Source organism: Hymenobacter profundi, assembly GCF_019334315.1.
In the GTDB taxonomy this organism is placed as follows: domain Bacteria; phylum Bacteroidota; class Bacteroidia; order Cytophagales; family Hymenobacteraceae; genus Hymenobacter; species Hymenobacter profundi.
This window is the reverse complement of record NZ_JAHWGL010000029.1, coordinates 25,040-46,672: the sequence shown is the minus strand read 5'-3', so window position 1 is coordinate 46,672 and position 21,633 is coordinate 25,040. Positions and strand designations below refer to the sequence as shown.

Genomic DNA, 21,633 nt, shown 5'->3' with positions numbered 1-21,633 from the left:
GGAGGGGAGGGGGCTAGGGGGTGGGGTACCGTTGCACTAATTACCCTACCCACCATTTTCCATGAATCGCAGAAATTTTCTTCACGGCTTTTCCCTTCTCTCTACTAGCGTTTTCTTCAACCAATACTCTTTCGCTGGCACCGCGCCCAAGTTTCCGGTGGTGCGGCCTACGGCTGATAAGCGCCGTTTCCGCAGCAAAGCCGTGGAGGCGGCCATTACGGAGTTTCAGAAGAAAGTGAAGGACGAGGAGCTGGGTTGGCTGTTCAACAACTGCTTCCCCAGCACCCTGGACACCACCGTGACCCACGGCACCCGCGACGGCCGCCCCGATACCTACGTCATCACCGGCGACATCGACGCCATGTGGCTGCGCGATTCCTCGGCCCAGGTGTGGCCCTACCTCCAGCTAGTGGGCAAAGATGCCGAGCTGCGCCAGTTGATTGCCGGCGTGATTAACCGCCAGACCAGCTACATTCTGAAAGACCCCTACGCCAACGCCTTCTATGACGACCCGAACAAGGTAGGCGAGTGGAAATCGGACCACACCAAAATGCTGCCCGGCGTGCACGAGCGGAAGTGGGAAATCGACTCGCTGTGCTACCCCATCCGCTTGGGCTATCACTACTGGAAAACCACCGGCGACACCAAGCCCTTCGACGCGCAGTGGCAGAAGGCTATCAAAACCGTGCTGCAAACCTTCCGGGAGCAGCAGCGCAAGGACGACCGCGGCCCCTACTCTTTCCAGCGCGAAACGACCAACGCCACCGATACCCAGCCCATGAAGGGCTACGGCTACCCCATCAAGCCGGTGGGCCTGATTTGCTCGGCGTTCCGCCCCAGCGACGACGCCACGCTGTACTCTTTCCTGGTGCCTAGCAACTTCTTTGCGGTAGTGAGTTTGCGCCAAGCTAGTGAGATGATGACCAAGCTGGCCAAGGACGCCAAAACGGCCAAAGATCTTACGGCCCTCGCCGACGAGGTAGACGCTGCCCTGAAACAGCACGCCATCGTCAACCACCCGAAATACGGCAAAATCTACGCCTACGAGGTAGACGGTTTTGGCAGCCAGGTGCTGATGGACGACGCCAACGTGCCCAGCCTGATTGCCCTACCCTACCTGGGCGCCATGCCCGTATCGGACCCTATCTACCAGAGCACCCGCAAGATGCTGCTCTCCGAGGACAACCCTTTCTACTTCAAGGGCACGGCCGGTGCAGGCATTGGCGGCCCGCACGTGGGCCAGGACATGATCTGGCCCATTGGCCTCGTTACGCAGGGCCTCACCAGCACCAGCGACGCCGAAATCAAGCAGTGCATCCAGACCCTAAAATCGACCCACGCGGGTACCGGTTTCATGCACGAGTCGTTCAACAAAGACAATCCGGAGAAGTTCTCGCGCTCCTGGTTTGCCTGGGCAAACACGATTTTCGGGGAGTTTCTGTGGAAGACGTATAAGGAAAAGCCGCAGCTGTTGGCGTAGCCAGCAGCAGGTAGTGTAGCACGCCCGTTTGGTTTGGGTTCTGTTGAAAGAGGACTGTTTGCGCGCTCTTCACCTAACAGAACCCAAACCAAACGGGCGTGCTACTTTCGTTTTGTTCATCTACTGCTCCCCCATACTCACCATCCTACTCTCCACGTTCCGGCTTACCAGTTCGCCTACCCCGCCGCTCCCAACTGGCGCACACAGCTACGCGCCGTAGAACAGAAATACACCGCAAACCGGACGGCCCAAAGCCACCCTACCCACCGCTATGTGCTGATCGATACGATAATGGGCCCCACGCAATTCTTGCTGCTTGCCCCCAGGCAATCCGTCGTTTCCTACGTCTACCCGTGCCAGTTTATGTGAAGCGCAACGGGTCGGAGTCCGCGGTAAGCAGTAGGTCCACGATGCGATTTAGGTCGGCGTCGTGGGTGGTGGCGGCGGCGCGACCGAGCTGCACCAGCGCCCGCAGATTGGCCGGGGAGGCGTTGTCGAGGTCGGGGCTGGCGGCGCCCAGGTCGGTGGTTTGCAGGCGAAAGTACTGACTGCCTTTGCCAGCAGCGGAGAAGATGCGCTTGGTTTGGTAGTCCGTGACGGCCGCGCCGCCCGACATCAGAATGTCAATCAGGGGCTTGGGCCATTCCACCTTACCCCAATCCTTGGCCTTATGGTATGGGTAGGGCTTATCGACCTGCCCCGTGCCCAACGACACCAGCAGCATGTCTTCGGTGGTGGGGTTGCTGGCGGCGTTGCGCACCTCGGCATAGGCGCACAGGGCGGGATTATTGGCAAACACGCCCCCATCAATCAGCGGGTAGGCTTTGCCGTCTAGTGCTGGTGTCAGGGCCGCCTCGAAGTAGGTAGGCGCCGCGGCGGTGGCCCGACACACGTCTTTGAGCAGAAAATCATAGGCGGGGCCGTGCCGCCGGGCATCGTGCTGGGTGAAAAAAAACTCTTGCCGGGCCGTAATGTCGTAGGCCGGAATCAGGCACGGGCGCAGCAGCTGGCTCAGCTTCAGGGAGCCAAAGTGCCGGTCCAGCACCCGCCGCAAGGCTGCGTCGTCGTACTTCTCGTCGGTGAGGCCGTTACCCGAGCGCACCTTCTGCCACAGCGACACGTCGAAGATGGCGCTGCCGTTTTCCACGTACAAGTCTACGGCCTGCTGGGCCGAGAAGCGGGCTTTGGTCGGATCCTCAGCGGCTGGGCTCAGGTACAGACACGTCAGAATCCCGCCCGTGCTGGTGCCGGCCACGAAGTCGAAAAAGTCGGCGAGGCGGGCTTGGGCGTTGCCGCTGCGCTGCTGTAGCTTCTGCTCCAGCGCCACCAGCACCTGTCCCGGAATAATACCGCGAATGCCGCCACCGTCGATAGAAAGAATCTTTTTCATGCTCGCTTATCCAAACGCCCGGCTCACCATGTCATCCTGAGCTTGCGAAGGACCTTATACTATGTTGAACAACTGACATACCAACGACTCATTCCAACATAAGGAGGTACTTCGCAGGCTTAAGATGACCATTTTTTAAATGATTACTCGACAGCTACTAGCAGCCGTGGGGAGGCACTACCCAGCACTTCTCTACAAACGGCAATTCTCCCAACTAGGCGAAACAACAACCCGTCGAGCAGACAAGGCTGCCTGACCGGCGTGCGTGAGAGAATCGGCGCATAGTAGAAACGTGCGTCCGCAAGGCCAGCAGGAAAGTCAAGATGACTCTTTGCTATTAATTTCTATAACACCAAAATCCCACTAAGCTCGGCGCCTAACAGCACTTATCCGTACAATCTGAGCCGCTAGCTTGGCTTTTCTACTCCTGACTTTTCTTTCTCCTGCATGGCTTCTGCAAACGACCCTACCCTACGCTCTTGGATTGACATTCCGCCGACCAGCGACTTCCCGATTCAAAACCTCCCCTTTGGTATTTTCGCGACCGACGAGCGGGGTGCCCGCGTGGGCGTGGCCATTGGCGGCTATGTGCTCGATCTATACGCCGTGAGCCAGTGGGGCTTCTTTGATGACTTGGACTTGCAGGGCCAACAGCCAAAGGTATTTCGGCGTCGGTCGCTGAATGCGTTTATCCGGCTAGGTCGCCCCGCTTGGCGGGCCGTGCGCGAACGGGTGAGCGAGCTGCTGCGCCACGACAATACCGTGCTGCAAAGCCCCGAGGTGATGCGCGACTGCCTGGTGCGCCAAACCGACGTGCAGCTGTTGTGCCCCGTGAAGCCGCGGCAGTTTGTACGTTTCGCGAGCCGCCTGGCTTCCAACACACCTACCCCTACCGATGAAACCAGCCCTACCCCTACGGGCAGCTATGCACCGGCAGGCAGCCTGGTGGCTTCGGGCACGCGCATGCGGCGACCCACGCGCACCTACCTGCTCGATGCCGAAGACACCCTGCGCGGCCCCGTGCAGCGCCTCGACTTTGAGGTCCAGCTGGGTTTTGTAGGCGGACAAGCTACCGACCTGGGCACAACTCTATCCGTAGAGCAAGCGGAGGAAACGTTGTTTGGTCTGACGTTAGTACTGGGCTGGTATGCCCACGATTTATGCCGAGGCTCGGCGCCGGCCCCTCTGCTGGACCGTAGCTTTGGCAGCACGCTCTCGCCTTGGGTGGTGCTGCTGGACGCTTTGGAGCCTTTCCGGGTAGCTGGGGCGCCGCAACTGCCGGAGCCAGAGCCGCATTTGCGCCAGAATGGCCAGCACCATGTAGCCGTGCAGTTGGAAGTAGCCTTGCAACCCGCCGACGGCCCCGAAACAGTGGTTGCCACTCCCACCACGCGCAGCCTGTACTGGAGCATCGGCCAGCAGCTTGCCTACCTCACCAGCAGTGGCACTCCTTTGCAAGCAGGCGACCTATACACCAGCGGCACCGTGGCCGATGGCAGCCTGTACGACCTCACCGCCAACGGTACGCAGCCCCTAGTTCTCAACGATACCACCATGCGTATCTTTCTGGAAACCGACGACAACGTGCGGCTCTGCGGCTACTGCGAGCAGGAGGGCGTGCGCCTGGGATTTGGGGAGGTAACGGGCGTAGTGAATTGATGTGCTGATGCATCAACTATCATTCCGGGCATCGGCTTTATAATATCAAGGCAGAAGAGGCTAATCGTGTTGCCGGGGTTGCTGCTTGTTTCATGCGGGTATGCACTGGTCCATCCGTATTAACACCTATTTATCCCGTGATTAACCGCAGTTTTACAACCCTACGGGTGCACCCGCTGGTACTAAGAACAGCGGCCCCTTGTGCTTGCCCACAGGCTACGTGCAGTTATAACACTGCTTCTAGCTATTCCTACCCTTTCTACCCCAAAACCAACGCCTATGCTCGCCATGGAATATCGCGGCCCCAAGAGGGTCCGAGCCGTTCAGAAACCAATGCCCGAAATCAAACATCCGGAAGATGCTATTGTGCGCGTTACCCGCTCCTGCATCTGCGGTTCTGATTTGCACCTCTATAATGGCAATGTACCCGACACCCGCGTGGGCTCTACTTTCGGCCACGAGTTTGTGGGCGAAGTAGTTGAAATCGGCCCCGACGTTACCAATGTGAAGGTAGGCGACAACGTTATTGTTCCTTTCAACGTGTCGTGCGGCCGCTGCTACTTCTGTAAGCAGGGTATGTTCGGCAACTGCCACCAGGCCAATGCCATGGCTACAGCCGTGGGCGGCATTTTTGGCTACTCGCACACCGCTGGCGGCTTCGATGGTGGTCAGGCGGAGTATGCACGGGTGCCCTACGCCAACGTAGGCCCTACCGTCATTCCGCCCGGCATGGACCTAGACGATGCCGTGCTGCTCACGGATGTGGTACCAACTGGCTACCAAGCCGCCGAAATGGCGGGCATCCAAAAGGGCGACACAGTTTTAGTATTCGGTGCTGGTCCGGTAGGCATCATGGCGGCCCGGTGCGCCTGGTTGTTTGGAGCCGGCCGCGTTATCGTACTCGATAAGGAAGACTATCGTCTGGAATTTGTGCGCAACTACGCGCCCTGCGAGGCCTACAACTTCGAAGAAATCGGCGACCCGGTGTTGTTCATCAAGAAACAAACGGATTGGCTGGGCGCCGACTGCGTAATTGATGCCGTAGGCGCTGAGGCTGCTGGCAACGCCCTGCAAACCATCACGGGCCGCAAAACGCTGTTGCAGGCAGGTTCGGCTACGGCGCTGCACTGGGCCATTAATGCGGTGAAAAAAGGTGGCGTGGTATCCATCGTGGGTGTGTATGGTCCTACCGATAACCTGGTGCCCATTGGCAATGCCATGAACAAGGGCCTGACCATTCGGGGCAACCAAACCTCGGTGAAGCGCCTACTCCCGCGCCTTATCGACCACGTACAGAGCGGCCGTCTCAACCCGAAGGCGCTCATCACGCATCGGATGCCGATGGAGGAAGTAGCCGACGGCTACCGCCTGTTTTCCGCCAAGCTGGACAACTGCATCAAGCCGATTCTGTTGCCCCCAACTGTTACCAGATAACCCTCACTCGCCATGCAAACCAAGAAAATAGATTACAAGCAGATCAACGGCTGGGGTGTAGATGCAGACCCAGAAAACGACCCCACCTACCCCATGCAGCACCGCGAGGATGCTCCGCCGCGGGATATATTTTACGATCGTCCGCCCCAACAGCCGATAGATGTAGAAGTGCTGCACTCCATTGAGCGGCCCGACGTAACGGCGGTATTTGGTGCTACCCTGCCCCCAAAAGGCCTGAGTGGCGTCATTCGGCGTTTCGCTTTCAAATACAGTGAGAACCAGTACAAGCACTGGCTCCCGCTGATTTTTGCCGACCGTGTGGACGTAGTGGAAGGCGTGTTGAAAGACCTGGCCCACGGGCACGTTCCCAATATCTTCGCCGAGAAGGGCTACCCGATGGAATGGAAGTACAACCGCACGGCTTTCGTGACCAAAATGGCCACCATTGCTGCCATTACGGTTGGTACTGTTGTGTTTCTCAATTCCGGCAAAGACAAAAAGAAGTCTAAGCACGTTCGCGGGTATCGCGGGAAGTAGAGAGTCTTTACGCAAAACGCCCCATCAAACAGTGAAACTCACTGTTTGATGGGGCGTTTTGCGTAAAGGCTACCGGTATCAGTATGATACCGATCAACCTATTCGGCTACTTCCTACCCTCTACAATCTTCTCCACAATCTCAGGGTCGAGGAGGGTCGTGATGTCGCCGAGGTTGCTGGTGTCGCCCTCGGCCACTTTGCGCAGGATGCGACGCATGATTTTGCCTGAGCGCGTTTTGGGTAAGCCCTCCACAAACTGAATCTTATCGGGCTTGGCAATGCGGCCAATTTCGGCCACAATGGTTTCGATGATGCTGGCCTCTACGTGCTTGCGGCTGATGTCGTCGTCGCAGGCGCCGTCGCGGCAGATCACGTAGGCGTAGATGCCCTGGCCCTTCACATCGTGCGGGTAGCCCACCACTGCCGATTCTACTACTGTATTATTCTGGTTGATGGCGTTTTCGATTTCGGCCGTGCCAAAGCGGTGACCCGAGACGTTAATCACGTCATCTACGCGGCCCTGGATGCGGTAGAGGCCGTCGGCCTCACGGCGGGCACCGTCGCCGGTGAAGTAGTAGCCGGAGTACACGCCAAAGTAGGTTTGCTTGGCCCGCTCATGGTCGCCATAGGTGGTGCGGATGATGCCCGGCCACGGCGCTTTGATGGCGAGGTAGCCCTCCACGTCGTTGCCCTCAATCTCCTGTCCTTCCTGGTTCAGCAACACAGGCTGCACGCCCGGCAAGGGTAGGCCGGCGCGGGCTGGCACGCTGGGCGTGATGTTCGCCAACGCCGAAATCATGATGCCGCCGGTTTCGGTCTGCCACCACGTATCTACAATGGGGCAGCGGCCCTTGCCGATGTGGGTGTGGTACCAGTGCCAGGCTTCCTCGTTGATGGGTTCTCCTACCGAGCCCAACACCCGCAGCGAGTCCAGAGAATAGGCCAGCACGTGGTTGATGTCGTGGGCCATGAGCGAGCGGATGGCCGTGGGCGACGTGTAGAACACGTTCACACCGTGCTTGTCAATCACCTCCCAGTAGCGGCCGGGGCTGGGGTAGGTAGGCACACCCTCAAACATGAGGGTAGTAGCACCCGACAGCAGCGGACCGTAGAGCAGATAGGTGTGGCCCGTTACCCAGCCAATATCGGCCGAGCACCAGTACACGTCGTTTTCCTCCACCTGAAACACGTTGCGGAAGGTGTAGTCGGCCCACACCATGTAGCCGGCGGTGGTGTGCACCACGCCTTTGGGCTTGCCGGTGCTGCCGGAGGTATAGAGAATAAATAGTGGGTCCTCGGCATCCATTTCCTCGGCGGGGCAGGTTTTTTCTACCTCCTGCACCTCGTCGTGGTACCACACGTCGCGGCCATCCTTCATGTGCACGGGCCAGCCCAAATGCTCCACCACAATCACACCGCGCACGGAGGGGCAGTGCTCCAGGGCCTCATCTACCACGCGCTTCACCGGAATTTGCTTGGCGCCGCGCTCCAGGCCATCGGCCGTAATCACTACGGTGGCCTGGGCGTCGTTCACGCGGTCGGCAATGGCATTGGCCGAGAAGCCGGCGAAGATGACAGAATGCACCGCCCCAATGCGGGCGCACGCCAGCACCGCAATGGCCAACTGCGGAATCATGGGCATGTAGAGGCACACTCGGTCACCCTTCTCTACCCCATTGTTGTGCAGCACATTGGCAAAGCGGCACACCTCCTGGTGCAGCTCGCGGTAGGTATAGCGAATCTGGCGGGTTTTGGGGTCGTTGGGCTCCCAGATGAGCGCTAGCTTATTGCCGCGCGTGCTCAGGTGGCGGTCGAGGCAGTTTTCGGTGATGTTGAGCTTGGCACCTTCATACCACTTGTTGTGGCCTTCTACCAGATCAGCCGTCAGCACAGTGTCCCACTTGCGGCGCCAAGTGAAGGGCTCGGCCACATCGGCCCAGAACTGCTCGGGGTTTTCCACGCTGCGGCGGTAGGCATACTGATACTCTTCGGTGGTTCGGATGCGGGGATGGTCGGTGGGCATGGGGAAGGAATTAAGAATTAGAAAGTATGAATCGGGAGTGGGGCGGTTCTAGACTGTCATGCTGAGCTTGCCGAAGCATGACAGTCTTTACTTGAAAAACCAGCGCGGGTGTAGCGTAAACTACGCAAAACACGGGAGCAGAGCCTACGCAGCCAGCAGCCCCCGCACCTGTTCCATGAGCTGGCGGGTGCTGAAGGGCTTGGGCACGTAGAGGTCAGCGCCGGCAGCGTAACCCTTCTGCACATCGGCCTCCCGACTCTTGGCCGACAGGAGAATGACCTTGGTTTCGTGATGGCGCGGATGGTTTTTCACGTGTTGGCATACTTGGTAGCCATCTACGTCGGGCATCATCACGTCCAGCAAAATCAGGTCGAAGGGGGTGCGGTCTACGGCCTCCAGGGCTTCCATGCCATTGCGGGCAATGCTGACCTGGTAGCCGTTCTTGCGCATCAGGAATTCCAAGGACATCACGATGTTCGGTTCATCATCAACGAGTAAAATGTGGGCTTCTTTCATAGCCAAAATGGTTTTCGAGGGCGGCGGGTACTAGGACTTATTCAGTGGGCTGCGGCTGTCGTTGCGGGTGCAGCGGCAGAGTTAGGGAAAAGCTGGCGCCCTGCTCCGGCGCACTTTCCACCCAAATGCGCCCTTGGTGCAGCTCCACAATGTTGCGGGTGATGGCCAGGCCCAGCCCCGAGCCCTCGGGCTTGCGCATGGTCTGGTGCTGAGCCTGGTAAAACTTGTCAAAAATCAGGTGATGGTAGGCTGGGTCGATGCCCTTCCCGTTGTCGGTGACGCGCACGTGCAATTGTCCGCCGATGGCTTCGGCCCCTACCCAGATGCGGCCGGAGCCATCTGCCGGGCAGGCTTTCACGGCGTTAGATAGTAGGTTGACGAGCACTTGCATCAGCCGGTCACGGTCGGCGGGTAGGGCGGGCAAATCGGGCGCTACGGCTACGGTGAGCTGAATGCGGCGGGCCTGCGCCAGCTGCTCTACCGCGGCCGCGGCTTCGGTTATCAGTTCGCCTACCCCTACGGGGGTCGTAAGCAGGGTAGCCTTGCCCGACTCGTACTTTTCTAGATCGAGTACCAACGTAATCAGCCGGCTCAGCCGCTCCGATTCCTTGGTGATGGTGTGCAGGAAACGCAAGCGTTCCTCCTCGTCTAAATCGGGGTTGTCCGACAGGATTTCCGACAGTGCCCGAATGCTGGTGAGTGGAGTGCGCAACTCGTGCGTCACGGTATAGAGAAACTCGTCCTTGCGCTCGTCCAGGGCTTGCAGCTGCTCGTAGGCCGCTTGCAAATCGGTGGTGAGACGCTGCAACTCCTGCGACTGGCGGCGCAGCTGGCGGTTGGCAGCCAACAGCTGTTGGCTTTCGCGCAGAATCCCTACCACATTATCAAACCGCAGCTCCTCTACCCCAATGGCCGAAGACAACAGCAGGCGCGCCGAGGCCGGCCCAATGCTACCGGCCAGCAGCTTTTCGGCATATGCCAAGAGGCGCGGGTCGGCGTCGGCGGGGGCAATGGGCTCGGGGGGTAGGGCGTCGGGGAAGCGCGTGGCGAAGGCCTGCAACGCCTGCGCGGTGCGCTTCTTCCCCAGAAAACCGCGCAGCAACGCCCGCACCGACAGCACCGGGGCTGCGCCGCGCCACTCGGCGCTAGTGGCCGGGCGTGGCCGGAAGGCATCCACGAACTCCTCAGCCTGACGTAACTCCAATCCCGTAGGCACGCGCCCCAGCACCGATACGCCCACGTACAGCCCCACGTTGAAAAACCAGCTCCAGAACAAGCCGTGCGATAGATAATCTAAGTCTGTAAGACCAAACAGTGCGAATGGTCGCAGGGCCCCTACCCCAAAAAGGCCATCATCCATGATGGAGGCTGACAGCAAACCGGGCGCAATCATAGTAGGCATCACCAGCGTAAAAAACCACACTGCAAAGCCCGCCAGAATGCCCGCCGTGGCGCCTTGGCTGGTGCCGCCTTTCCAGTACAACCCACCCAGCACCACCGGCACAAACTGCGCCACCGCCGCAAACGACACCAGCCCGATATTCACCAACGACAGCAGATGCCCTACCGTGGCGTAGTAGCCATAGGCCAGCAGCAGCACCAGCACCACTGCCAGCCGGCGGCTTTGCAGGGCTACTTGCCCCAAATAAGCAAACCACCGCGCCGACTCGCCCCTGGCGGCCGGCACGCGCACCAGCAGCGGCATCAGCAGGTGATTGCTCATCATCACGCTCAGGGCAATGGTTTCCACGATAATCATGCTGCTGGCCGCCGACAGCCCGCCCAGGTACACCAGCAGCGCCAGCCAGCGGTGCTCGGCGCCCAAGGGTAGGGCCAGCACGAAGGTGTCGGCATCCAGTTGTGTGCCGTAGCGCAGCACGCCGCCAAAGGCGATGGGTAGCACGAACAAATTAATAACGATGAGGTAAAGCGGAAACAGCCACATGGCTTTGCGCAGGTGGTCCTCGTTCACGTTCTCTACCACCGATACCTGAAACTGCCGCGGCAGCAGCAGCACGGCCGCCATGCCCAGCAGCAGTAGCGTGAGCCACTGCGCCCCACCAATGCCAGTGGTGTGCAGCGTGAAGAGCTTTTGCAGCCCCGGCACAGCCGCGGCCTGGTCGAACACATCGGCAAAACCATCGAACAGGCTGTATGTAACCAGCAGGCCAGCCGCCAAAAAGGCCACTAGCTTTACTAGACTTTCCAGGGCCACGGCCAGCACCATGCCCTCGTGGCGCTCGGTAGCCTCCACCGAGCGCACCCCGAAGATGATGGTGAAGAAAGCCAATACGCCAGTGGTAATTAAAGCCGTGTTATCGTCTAGCCCGCCCAGATCGGCCCCACCGGCCATCACCTCAAACGATGTGGCTATTGCCTTAATCTGCAAAGAGATATACGGAATCACACCCAGCACGCACACCGCCGTAGCCAGCGCCCCAAGGGCAGCACTCTTGCCATAGCGCGCCGAGATGAAGTCGGCAATGGAGGTGAGGCGCTGAGTGCGACAGATGCGGATAATCTTGCGTAGCACCAGCCACCACGCGGGCGCCAAGAGGGTAGGTCCCAGGTAGATACCCACAAACTCCAGCCCGAAATGCGCGGCCCTCCCCACCGAGCCGTAGTACGTCCAAGCGGTGCAGTACACAGCCATGCTCAGGGCATACACGTACGGGTTGCTCACCAAGCTCCGCCGCGCCGCCGAGCGTCGCTCAGCTGCGTAGGCCACCCCGAACAGCAACGCCAGGTAGCCAAAGGAAAAGCCAATGAGCAGGAGTTTGGACAAGGAGATGAGGTTGTGAGTTTATGAGTGATGGAGTGGTGAACAGAGCTCATTTGTCATCCTTCGCAAGCTCAGAATGACAGATGGTTCACAGTCACTACTCCACCTTTCTAACAAGCCAGCCCGTGAGTAGCACGATGCTAAGCCAGAGCAACAGCAGGTAGAGGTAGAGCACCGGGATACCCCCTACCCTACCCTCGTGGTCGAAGACGGCTAGCAGGGGAAAGTTGAGCAGCACGGCAAACAAGCCGCTCACAAACAGCAGGCGCTGCCCTCGTCGCTGCTCCGCTGCTTCAGTTGATTCGGGCATGAATAGGTAAAATCGGTTTAGAGAGTAGAGACACAAGATGTTGTATCTCTACCTATTGGCCTCGCAAAAAAGTCCGCCGACCCAGCGGCCCGACGGACTTTTTGTACCAGACCAACTTCACTTAGTCCTTCTGTTACTCAGCCACTCGCTCGTCCATCAGACGCACGTTGCGTATGTCTTTCATGTAGATCATACCCACCACAAAGCAAATCAGCGCCACCGTAATGGGATAGATCAGGCCCAGCAAACTGCTGTGCTCTTTGGCAAACGTGCCCTCGGGTTGCGTAGCGGCCCACACGCCAATGGAGGTAGCCACTAGCGGCACAAAGCCGCCGAAGATACCGTTGCCAATGTGGTAGGGCACCGACAAGGACGTGTAGCGCACCTTGGTGGGGAACAGCTCCACAAGGTAGGCGGCAATGGGTCCGTACACCATCGTCACGAACAGCACCAGGCAGAAAATCAGGGCTGTCATGGCGGGGATGTTGGGCGTCAGGGCTTTCATCACGGCGGGCACGGCCTTACCAGCAGCATCCACGGTAGCAGGCGTAATTTCGGTGAGCGGTCCGGCAAAGGCCTTCACACCGTAGAACAGCGGGGCGGTGAACAGGGCACCGCAAATCATACCCGTCATGATGATGCGCTTGCGCCCGATGCGGTCCGAGAGTGACCCAAAATACACGAAAAGCGGCGTGGCCAGCAGCATGGATACCACCATGATGATGCTCGAATCGACGATATCCAGCTTGAGGGTAGCGTTCATGAAAGTGAACACCTGAAACTGGCTGGTGTAGAAAATCACGCCCTGGCCCATGGTCACGCCAAACAGCGCAATGAGTACTAAACGGCGGTTTACGGGGTTCATGAAGGAGTCGCGCAGGGGGCTTTTGCTGGTGGTACCAGTAGCCTTGGCCTTAGCAAACAGCGGAGACTCATGCAGCTTGCGCCGGATGTAGTACGAAGCAATGACCAGGAAGCCTGAGAGCAGGAACGGAATGCGCCAGCCCCATTCTTTAAAGGCGTCTTCACCTACAATCTTGCGGGTAATCAGGAGCACCGAAATACTCAGGATCAGGCCACCAGTGGCCGTAATCTGGATGAAGCTGGTGTAGTAGCCGCGCTTTTTGTCGGGGGCGTATTCGGCCACGTAGGTGGTAGCGCCGCCGTACTCTCCGCCCAGGGCCAGGCCCTGCAACAAGCGCAGAATCACAACTACCACAGGAGCCGCTACGCCAATGGTATCGTAGCTGGGGATGAGGCCGGTAACGAAGGTAGCCCCGCCCATAATCAGCAGCGTGACCAAGAAGGTGTACTTGCGCCCGATCATGTCGCCCAGCCGGCCGAAGAACATGGCCCCAAATGGTCGCACCACGAAGCCTGCCCCAAACACGGCCAGAGCGCCCAGCAGCGTATCCTCAATCTTGCCCGCGTGCCCAAACAGCACCGGCCCGATAATGGCCGCCAGCGAGCCAAAAATGTAGAAGTCGTACCACTCAATAACCGTCCCTACCGAGGAGGCCGTAATTACCTGCCAGATGGTGCTGGTAGATACTTGGTTGTTGTCGTGCTCGAGGGGCGCATCCGCCACCTTTCCGTAACCGGGATTAATGCTTTGTTCCATTGAAAACGGGGAATTTTAGTGGAAAATTAAAGCGGCGGAGGCCCGGCGGTCAGGCCGTAGCGCTCCTGTTTCAAGCCGCATTTCAACTATAAATAGTTGATCGTCAGCTTGAATAAGCGGTAAGCGGGTGGCCGATTACGCGGCCGGTAAGCGCAGAGGGGAAAGCGGATTACACAAGACCATTCTTTCGACCAGCGGGAGAAATCTCACGCGCTGACATCGGATAGTACTCCTAGTCAGCGAGAATTATTTACAAGCGAAACTTCTCCGGCTGGTCGATATGGCAGATTAAGCAGGCAGGAAACAGCCTGCTCTTACAAGAAAATCTGGGTTTGCAGCGTAATTTCTGGCTTGTAGTCGAGACGGTTGAAGTTGCCCGTGGTGGGAACGTAGCCTTCAAAGTCAGGGCGGGCGCGGTAGTTGAGCGTTACTTTCGCGTTGTGGCCATCCAGCAGCACGTTCACGCCGGCATCGTACACATTCACGGCTTTGGTGTCGCCATTGGCATAGTGTAGCCCTTCGTAGTCGCTGTGCAGGTAGGCCACATAGGGTTGCAGGCTAGCCTTGGGTCCCAGCAGCTTTTGCGGCAGCAGGTAGCCTACCTGCCCGTAGAAGGAATTGCCCGTACCCGACTGTGGCACCGCGTTGCCGCGGGTGGGCGCCGCACCATACCCGGGGTTTTCAGGCCCAATGAAGCGGACGTGGTTGGGGCCCATGTTGTAGTTGTAGTACACACCATACAGGGTTAGGGCCGTACGCGAGGCTGTATCCAGGGGCACATCATAGAAAGCATCAACCCCGAACATCTTCAGGCTGTGCTTATCAGTACCCACCAGCCCAAACGGATTGGCTAAGACGGCCGGAGTTACGGTCACCACGCTGGAAGTGGGCCGCGAATACATGGCATCTTTATTATAGAGGAAGCCGGCACCCACGCTGAACACACGCTTGGTGCCTAGGTAGGTACCCGTGAAGTAAGGCAGCAGGTTGGCCTCCGGCTCCAGGAAATTGTAACTCACATAGCCCTGGTACACGTGCTTGGTGTTCTGCGGGCTGTAGGTAGCAATGCCGGTGCCGGTATTCACGTTGTTCACAGTGGTACCCAGGTTCAGCGGGTTACTGGTTTGGTTGGTCAGGAATGGGTCACTGACCGAGAAGCGGTAGTCGAGCTTGCCAACGCGGCCCTTGGCGTATACTCCTAGCCATCGGGCAAACTGGTCGGTTTGCTCGATGGTAGGGAAGTTGGTCAGTGGCAGATCCATCGGCAGAATGCTAGTTGTGCTGGCGCTGGTAATCCGCGAGATGCCGTTGAGGTAATGTAGGCCACCCCCTAGGCTCAGGTACTTATTCACCTTGTACTCGGTCACAGCCTCGTGAATGAAGAACTGAGGCTTTTTTCCGTCGGTTGTTGGAGTTAGCCCCCCTCCCACGGCATTCTGGTTGTTGATACCCATGTGCGTGTAAATCACGAAGCGCGGGTTAAGCTGGGCCAGAATGACGAGGCGGGAGCGGCGCAGACCGAAATCAACCTGACCTTTCTGCGGTTTGCCCAGGGCACGGATGGTACCTTCGTTGTTTTTGGTGTAGCGCGTGTAGACCTGGTGCCAAGTCAGGAAGCGGATGTACTTGGAGCCATCGGGCGAGAGGTTCACCTTCAGACCAGCGCCGTAAGGCACCGATTTGGCGGGCGCAGCAGGCGCGGGGGGTGGGGTAGGCGCGGCGGGCGGTGGGGCCTGACCACCAGCAGGAGGAGGTTGCACTTGAGCTGAGGCCGCGGCAGCAGTCAGCAAAGCACCGGTAAGTAATGCGTAGCGAGAGGGGCGCATAGAGGTGGGATGGGGTGAGTGAGGGTAGCGCAGCAAGCAGAATGCTCCGGCTTGCATCAGCAAATCGATCTGACACAACTAAATAGCAAAACCCTCCTATCGAATCCGCCGCGTTGCTGTCGTTCTGCTAACGCTATAGCTCTACCCCTGTTTAAACCGCTCCCACCGAATCATCATGTACTTATCACCCAGCTCCGTAACCACCAGGCCCGCGCCCTGCACATTAGCCGGGTTCTGAAAAAACTCGGCCAATTCCTTTTGATTGAGAATTTTATAGGTCGGGTGATAGTCGGTTTGGCGGGGGGCTTTCACGCCGTATTTCTTCACCCAGTTCATCACGCTCACGTGGCTCACGCCCAGCAGGCGCTCAATCTCGCGGTAGCTCACGCCTTCTATATAGAGTTGCAAGGCTTTGATGACGTAGTAGGAGTTTATCTCCTTGCCTACCTTGGCCACTGTATAGTGGTAGCCGCACTGCTTGCACTTAAACCGCTGACGGCCATCGATTACACCACTTTTCGTGGCTTCGGAAGAGTTGCATTTGGGGCAAACAGGTGCTGACATAGAAAGGGCTGAAAGGGTAAGCTATAGCTATTTAGTAAATATATAGTATTTTAGCAAGTATTGAACGTCAGACCAAGCTATAGAACCTGTTCATGAGGAAACTATATGGTACAGAGCGGCTTGTTCAACCTCCCATCAGCTTACGAGTGGACCCCGAGGTATTATAGCGTAGGCATATAGTAGGTGTCTTTGATAATAAGACTACCCTTTCAGGCGCGGCTAGCGTACAAGGAGGTACTTCTCATCAAAAACCCTCTCTCCTATGACTTCCTCTGACTCCACTTCCGACCTGTCGCAACTAATCCGCTATTCTCTTACCATTGATAATCTGAATGATGAGCAAGCCGTGGGCCGCGCCCGCATGGCGCTAACTGCCCTCACCCTCATCGTCGATCAGATTGAAGCGGGCACGCCGGGTCGGGCAGAGGTAGCCACCATCCACGCCGAAACACCAGGCACAGACGATATCCGCTTGGCCCTCCGCGAAGAAGGCTTCGAGCTGCTGGATATATCCCGGCAGGTAGGATAAAGCACTGTATTTCAGTATACCTGACAGGCCCTTGTGCGGACTGCGTGGCTCAATTACATAGTTCAGAAAGCCAATTTCAAGAGCTTGCAAAGTCACATTCACTAGTCCTCCCACGAGAGAATAGTAGTGAAGCGCAACAGGTTCGATCTTTTTAAAAGCAGAAAGCGCCTTACTTTGCATCCTTACTTGGCGGCTAGATTTCCTGACCGTATCCTCGAAACTCAGCGCCAAGCTCAACCGTTGTAGGCACATGAATCTGAACCACATCGTGTATATCAGCCGGGCCGTGCGCCCGCTCACTGACCAGGATTTGCACGAACTCCTGGAGCAATGCCGCCGTGATAACAGCAAAAACCACATCACGGGCATTCTTTTTTACAGTCACGGCAATATTGCCCAACTCTTTGAGGGCGAGCCAGAAATAACGGAGGCCCTTTTTAAGCGCATCAAGCGCGACGGTCGTCATTCGCACGTGCAGAAGCTTATAGACAAGCCTATTGATGTCCGGAGTTTCCCAGACTGGCACATGGCCTTTCATCCGCTGGAAAGCGTTGGGTTCTCGCAGCTACAAGGGTTTCTGATGCCCGACCGGGTGCCCGCCCCACCCAGTACGCTTACCATTGCCGACGCCATGCTGATTGAGCTAGTTCGCTTGGCTGTTTTTGGCACGCCTACAGAGCAGGCCTTCCCGGCATTGCCTGGCCCCACCTCCGTCTAGCTGAACCTTTAAGGCCTTCTTCTGCTTATTCAACGTACCTTCTCTTCTTTCTGCCACCCTACTCTATCCTTTTATGCGTGAACAGCACCTTCACGCCCTTCTGCACCATTTGCCTGCCGGCGTTGCTACCTTACAGGGTCTCGACCTACGGTACGGGTATTTAAACAAAGCGATGCAGGAGTTGCTGGGCACTGATGTGGCAGAAGGCCAGTGCGTGGCCGATCATCCGGGCGTACTCCCCTCCGATTTAGTGGATGTGCTACACCAAGTGTATCGCACAGGTACTCCTTACATAGCCAAAGCCTGTTCGCTGCCCCTACCTACCCAAGAGGGGAAGGAGTCCGTATCCCGCTGCTACGATCTGGTGCTAGAACCCGTGCGCGACGAGGAAAACCAGGACATTACCGGCCTGGTATTGTTTGCCGTAGATGTGACCCAGCAGGAGGAAGCCCGGCAGCGAGCCCACACGCTGTCGATGGAAACCCGCCGCCTCGATGCCCGCCTGCGGGTGCTGACTGAAACCGTGCCGCAAATCACGTTTTCGCTGGATGCCGAGGGTTTATATGAGTACGTTAGTCCGCAGTGGTACTACTTCACCGGCCAGCCTCCTACGGCCGACCTGAATGCCATCTGGCCCCTCCTCATCCACCCCGATGACCGGCTGCGGGTGCTCTATCAGGGCGATGCTGCCCGCAAAGCTGGCAAGGGCTGGAGCTACGAGTACCGCCTGCGCCGCCACGATGGCCAGTACCGTTGGATGCTAAGCCGCGCCCTACCCGAACTGCACGCCCCCGACCAGCCCGTGTTCTGGCACGGTGCCCTCACCGAGGTGCACGACCAGCGCGAGTTATCCGACGCCTTGCGCCGGGGCGAGGCCGAGCTACGCTTTCTGGCCGACAGCATTCCAGAGCTGATCTGGACGGCCACGGCCGAGGGCTTCATTGACTATTACAATCACTACACCGGCGAGTATTCAGGTCTCACCAAAGAAGAGTTGGGCCCTACTGGCTGGGTGAACCTGCTGGAACCGCGCAAGCAGGCTGAAGCAGCCCGCCATTGGGTGAAAAGCGTGGCCACGGGCGAGCCGTTTGAGGGCTTGTTCCGGATGCGCCGCCACGACGGGCAATACCGCTGGCACATCATCCGGGCACGGCAGCTGGCCGACGAGCGGGGCCCGCGCTGGTTTGGCGCCTGCACCGACGTAGACGACCAGCACCGTCTGCGCGAGGTGCTACAGGTGCAGTACGACGAGCTGGCCCGCACCAACCGCGACTTGGATACCTTCGTCTACACAGCCTCCCACGACCTGAAGCAGCCGCTGTTCAACCTGCGCGGCTTGTTTGAAGAGCTGCGCCGCAGTGCTAGCTTCGACGACCCCGAGGAGGAACAGCTCCTCTCGATGGTAGACGACTCGCTGCACCAACTCGACAGCACCTTGCAGGAGCTGGCAGCCACTGTACAAGACCAGCGGGGCCTCTCGGCGCCAGTGGAAAAGCTAGACTTGCGCCACATCACCGATGAAGTGCTGTTGGGCCTGCGTGCCCAGATTCAGGCTTCTGATGCCACGGTTCATGTGGAAGTAACTGAGGCCCCTACCCTGCTCTACGGCCGGGCCAACTTGCGCTCAGTGCTGCATAATCTACTCAGCAACGCCCTCAAGTTTGCGCACCCCGAGCGCTTGCCGGTTATTACGTTGCGCAGCTACTTGTCCAAAAACAATAAACCGGTGCTCATGGTGCAGGATAATGGCTTGGGGATGAATATCCCCAAAACCTCGACTGCCGCATTTCAACCCTTCACCCGCCAGCACCCCCAGATAGGCGGCTCGGGCGTGGGCTTGTACTTGGTGCAGCGCATTCTTACCTCCCGCGGCGGCCGCCTAGAGGTAGCCAGCACTATGGGCGAGAGCACCACCTTCACGCTGTACTGGTTTGAAGCGTAATTTCCTTTGCCTGCTTACTCCTACCTGCTACCGTGCCGCCGCTTATGTATGAGCTATACTTATTTATAGCAGGCGACTCTCCCAAATCCAGGCAGGCGCTAGCCAATATTCAACGGCTGACGGAACACCATTTGGCCGGCCGCTACACCCTCACCGTCGTTGATATTCAGCAGCACCCTGAGCGGGCACAGGAGGAAGGTCTGATTGGCGTGCCCATGCTCCTCAAAAAAAGCCCCGGTCTGGTGCGCCGTCTTGTAGGCGACCTGTCCGATCAGGAGCGGGTGCTGAAAGCGCTGGGACTCGCGTAAGCACCTCACTGCTCTACCCTTCTACCCTTAATAATTCGTTAGTTGCGCACGGCAATCAGCAGTCCCAGCTCCTTGTAGCGCATATTGAAGCGCTTGGCAATAGTGGCATTGGTGAGGGAGCCCCGGTAGATATACACACCTGAGCGGAAATGCTCGTTGCTGAACAGCACCTCATTAATGCCACCATTCTGGCTGATTTCCTGCATGATGGGCGTGAAGATGTTGCTCAGTGCGTTGGTAGCGGTGCGCGGCACCCGCGAAGCGATGTTGGGCACGCAGTAGTGAATCACATCGTACTTGCGGAACACCGGCTTGTTATGCGTGGTCACCTCCGAGGTTTCAAAGCAACCGCCTTGGTCGATGCTCACGTCAATAACCACCGAGCCGGGCGCCATAGTGGCAATCATGCTCTCGGGCACCATAAACGGCACGCGGCCATCCTCGGCATTGAGGGCACCAATCACTACGTCGGCCCGGCGGATTTGCTGGCTGAGGGCAAACGTGTCGAGGGTGCTGGTGTAGAGCTGGGTACCTAGGTTTTCTTTGAGGCGGCGCAACTTATACAGGTGATTGTCAAACACTTTCACCTCGGCCCCCAAGCCTGTAGCGGCGCGGGCAGCGTACTCGGCCACCGTGCCAGCTCCCAAAATCACTACCTGCGACGGTGGCACGCCCGTGATACCGCCCAGAATCACGCCCTTGCCCTCGTTGGAGCGCGCCAAGTACTCGGCAGCTACCAGCATCACGGTAGAGCCCGCTATTTCGGACATGGCCCGCACCACCGGCCGTGCCCCAGAGGGATCTTTAATCAGCTCGAAGCTGATGGCATTGATTTTCTTGCGCAGCAGCGCCGTGATGTATTCGGCTGACAATGAACCGAATTGCAGGGCTGAAATCAGCGTTTGACCATTGCGCAGTAGTTCCACCTCCTCCAAGGTAGGCGGCGCCACTTTCAGCACGATATCCGCTTCGTAGACTTCTTTAGGCGAGTAGGCAATGGTGCCACCCGCCTCAGAGTAGTCGTGGTCGGAGTACTTGCTGGGCTCGCCAGCGCCGCTCTCAATCACTACCTCGTGGCCGCCCTCTACCAGGTGCTTCACCGCCTCGGGCGTGAGGCAAATGCGGTTTTCCTGCAATGACGACTCCCGGGGCAAACCAATAAACAGCTTGCGGCGGCGGGTTTCGATGGCCAGCATCGACTCCTGCGTGAAATAGGCGCGGCTCGCGGCCAGCGACTCAAATCCGGGGGGAACGGCTTCGGGCATTTGTTTTCAATTAAAAATTAAGAATTAAGAGTTAAAAATTAGCTTGCTGCCGCTCCATCTTCCTTCTTTCAAATGGTTAGTAGGCAGCTTTTAATTTTCACTTCTTAATTTTTAATTCTCGGGAGGAGGGTCCGGTAACGGTGAGGGTAAGAAGGAGATAATCCGGCGGCAACAAGTCAGCTATGCGGCTGGGCCATTCTATCAGGCAAAGATAACCCGAATCAAAGTATTCCTGTGCGCCCATCTGTGCAGCTTCCTGCGGGTCGTTGAGGCGGTAGAAATCAAAGTGGTAAATAGGGCGGTTTTGGGCGTCGCGGTATTCGTTGACCAGCGAAAAGGTAGGCGAGCTGATTTCGTCCGTTGGCACGCCCATGCTTTCGCACAATACCTTAATAAACGTGGTCTTACCTGCGCCCATTTCCCCTTCAAAACACAGCACGGTAGCGACGCCCAGGTGGGCACGCAACGCGGCAGCGGCTTCGGGCAGAGCCTCCAATGAGGGAATGGTAATGATCAGATCTTGCGCCATAGCATGAAATAAAGCGGCGCAAGTTCCGAAAGTTTTGCCGGAGTGGTGACATAAGAATATTCCTCCGAATAAAATACGCCCCAAGGCTGAATCCCTGGGCTACGGAGCGGTTTCGTCTACCGTTCCACTGATCTACTAAAGCTTCAGCCTTGAGGCGCATGGGTAGCGAAACTGCTCCACTGATTAGCCCAGGGTCTCAG

General features: G+C 57.9%; 18 protein-coding genes. 8 read left to right on the top strand and 10 right to left on the bottom strand.

Annotation, left to right across the window (positions count from 1 at the left end):
* The first annotated feature begins 61 nt into the window (after window positions 1-61).
* On the top strand, window positions 62-1,480 hold the full coding sequence (locus KYK14_RS09325) for a glycoside hydrolase family 125 protein (protein WP_219158609.1): 1,419 nt from the start codon (window positions 62-64) through the stop codon (window positions 1,478-1,480).
* Between the two features lie 361 nt (window positions 1,481-1,841).
* Here the strand turns inward: KYK14_RS09325 and KYK14_RS09320 are convergent, their stop codons facing one another.
* Window positions 1,842-2,870 carry a patatin-like phospholipase family protein gene (locus KYK14_RS09320; protein ID WP_219158608.1) on the bottom strand — a complete coding sequence of 343 codons (1,029 nt, stop codon included), beginning with the start codon at window positions 2,868-2,870 and terminating at the stop codon, window positions 1,842-1,844.
* Window positions 2,871-3,317: 447 nt separating this feature from the next.
* Between KYK14_RS09320 and KYK14_RS09315 the strand changes: the two genes are divergently transcribed.
* The 3 genes from KYK14_RS09315 (at window position 3,318) to KYK14_RS09305 (ending at window position 6,500) form a co-directional block, all read left to right on the top strand.
* The gene (locus KYK14_RS09315; RefSeq protein WP_219158607.1) at window positions 3,318-4,529 is read left to right on the top strand and encodes a fumarylacetoacetate hydrolase family protein; all 1,212 of its coding nucleotides are present in this window, start codon (window positions 3,318-3,320) and stop codon (window positions 4,527-4,529) included.
* Window positions 4,530-4,808: 279 nt separating this feature from the next.
* Window positions 4,809-5,963, top strand: a complete 1,155-nt coding sequence (locus KYK14_RS09310; protein ID WP_219158606.1) for a zinc-dependent alcohol dehydrogenase — start codon at window positions 4,809-4,811, stop codon at window positions 5,961-5,963.
* Between the two features lie 12 nt (window positions 5,964-5,975).
* Window positions 5,976-6,500, top strand: a complete 525-nt coding sequence (locus KYK14_RS09305; protein WP_219158605.1) for a hypothetical protein — start codon at window positions 5,976-5,978, stop codon at window positions 6,498-6,500.
* A 106-nt stretch (window positions 6,501-6,606) separates the two neighbouring features.
* Here the strand turns inward: KYK14_RS09305 and acs are convergent, their stop codons facing one another.
* From acs to KYK14_RS09270, 7 genes are all read right to left on the bottom strand, one after another.
* Window positions 6,607-8,523: an acetate--CoA ligase gene (acs, locus tag KYK14_RS09300; RefSeq protein ID WP_185283490.1), complete on the bottom strand. Its 1,917-nt coding sequence runs from the start codon at window positions 8,521-8,523 to the stop codon at window positions 6,607-6,609.
* Between the two features lie 144 nt (window positions 8,524-8,667).
* Window positions 8,668-9,039, bottom strand: a complete 372-nt coding sequence (locus tag KYK14_RS09295) for a response regulator transcription factor (protein WP_219158604.1) — start codon at window positions 9,037-9,039, stop codon at window positions 8,668-8,670.
* 37 nt (window positions 9,040-9,076) lie between these two features.
* A complete protein-coding gene (locus KYK14_RS09290; RefSeq protein WP_219158603.1) occupies window positions 9,077-11,824 on the bottom strand; it encodes a sensor histidine kinase in 2,748 nt (915 codons plus the stop codon).
* 94 nt (window positions 11,825-11,918) lie between these two features.
* Window positions 11,919-12,131: a hypothetical protein gene (locus KYK14_RS09285; RefSeq protein WP_185283487.1), complete on the bottom strand. Its 213-nt coding sequence runs from the start codon at window positions 12,129-12,131 to the stop codon at window positions 11,919-11,921.
* 133 nt (window positions 12,132-12,264) lie between these two features.
* Window positions 12,265-13,752, bottom strand: a complete 1,488-nt coding sequence (locus tag KYK14_RS09280) for an MFS transporter (protein WP_185283486.1) — start codon at window positions 13,750-13,752, stop codon at window positions 12,265-12,267.
* A gap of 314 nt (window positions 13,753-14,066) precedes the next feature.
* The gene (locus KYK14_RS09275; protein WP_219158602.1) at window positions 14,067-15,578 is read right to left on the bottom strand and encodes a hypothetical protein; all 1,512 of its coding nucleotides are present in this window, start codon (window positions 15,576-15,578) and stop codon (window positions 14,067-14,069) included.
* 141 nt (window positions 15,579-15,719) lie between these two features.
* Window positions 15,720-16,142, bottom strand: coding sequence for an IS1/IS1595 family N-terminal zinc-binding domain-containing protein (locus KYK14_RS09270; RefSeq protein WP_185283485.1), 423 nt, complete (start codon window positions 16,140-16,142; stop codon window positions 15,720-15,722).
* A gap of 262 nt (window positions 16,143-16,404) precedes the next feature.
* Here KYK14_RS09270 and KYK14_RS09265 point away from each other — a divergent pair, with 262 nt between their 5' ends.
* The 4 genes from KYK14_RS09265 (at window position 16,405) to KYK14_RS09250 (ending at window position 19,639) form a co-directional block, all read left to right on the top strand.
* Window positions 16,405-16,671 (top strand): hypothetical protein, encoded by a 267-nt coding sequence (locus tag KYK14_RS09265; RefSeq protein WP_219158601.1) that lies wholly within the window; start codon window positions 16,405-16,407, stop codon window positions 16,669-16,671.
* 250 nt (window positions 16,672-16,921) lie between these two features.
* Window positions 16,922-17,389: a BLUF domain-containing protein gene (locus tag KYK14_RS09260; protein ID WP_185283483.1), complete on the top strand. Its 468-nt coding sequence runs from the start codon at window positions 16,922-16,924 to the stop codon at window positions 17,387-17,389.
* A 73-nt stretch (window positions 17,390-17,462) separates the two neighbouring features.
* Window positions 17,463-19,331 (top strand): PAS domain-containing sensor histidine kinase, encoded by a 1,869-nt coding sequence (locus tag KYK14_RS09255; protein WP_219158600.1) that lies wholly within the window; start codon window positions 17,463-17,465, stop codon window positions 19,329-19,331.
* 44 nt (window positions 19,332-19,375) lie between these two features.
* A complete protein-coding gene (locus KYK14_RS09250; protein WP_185283480.1) occupies window positions 19,376-19,639 on the top strand; it encodes a circadian clock KaiB family protein in 264 nt (87 codons plus the stop codon).
* 38 nt (window positions 19,640-19,677) lie between these two features.
* On the opposite strand, the gene KYK14_RS09245 is transcribed toward KYK14_RS09250, so the two are convergent.
* Together KYK14_RS09245 and tsaE are read right to left on the bottom strand one after the other, a co-directional pair.
* Window positions 19,678-20,904 carry an alanine dehydrogenase gene (locus tag KYK14_RS09245; RefSeq protein WP_208306230.1) on the bottom strand — a complete coding sequence of 409 codons (1,227 nt, stop codon included), beginning with the start codon at window positions 20,902-20,904 and terminating at the stop codon, window positions 19,678-19,680.
* A gap of 97 nt (window positions 20,905-21,001) precedes the next feature.
* A complete protein-coding gene (gene tsaE / locus KYK14_RS09240) occupies window positions 21,002-21,433 on the bottom strand; it encodes a tRNA (adenosine(37)-N6)-threonylcarbamoyltransferase complex ATPase subunit type 1 TsaE (protein WP_219158599.1) in 432 nt (143 codons plus the stop codon).
* Between the last annotated feature and the right edge of the window lie 200 nt (window positions 21,434-21,633).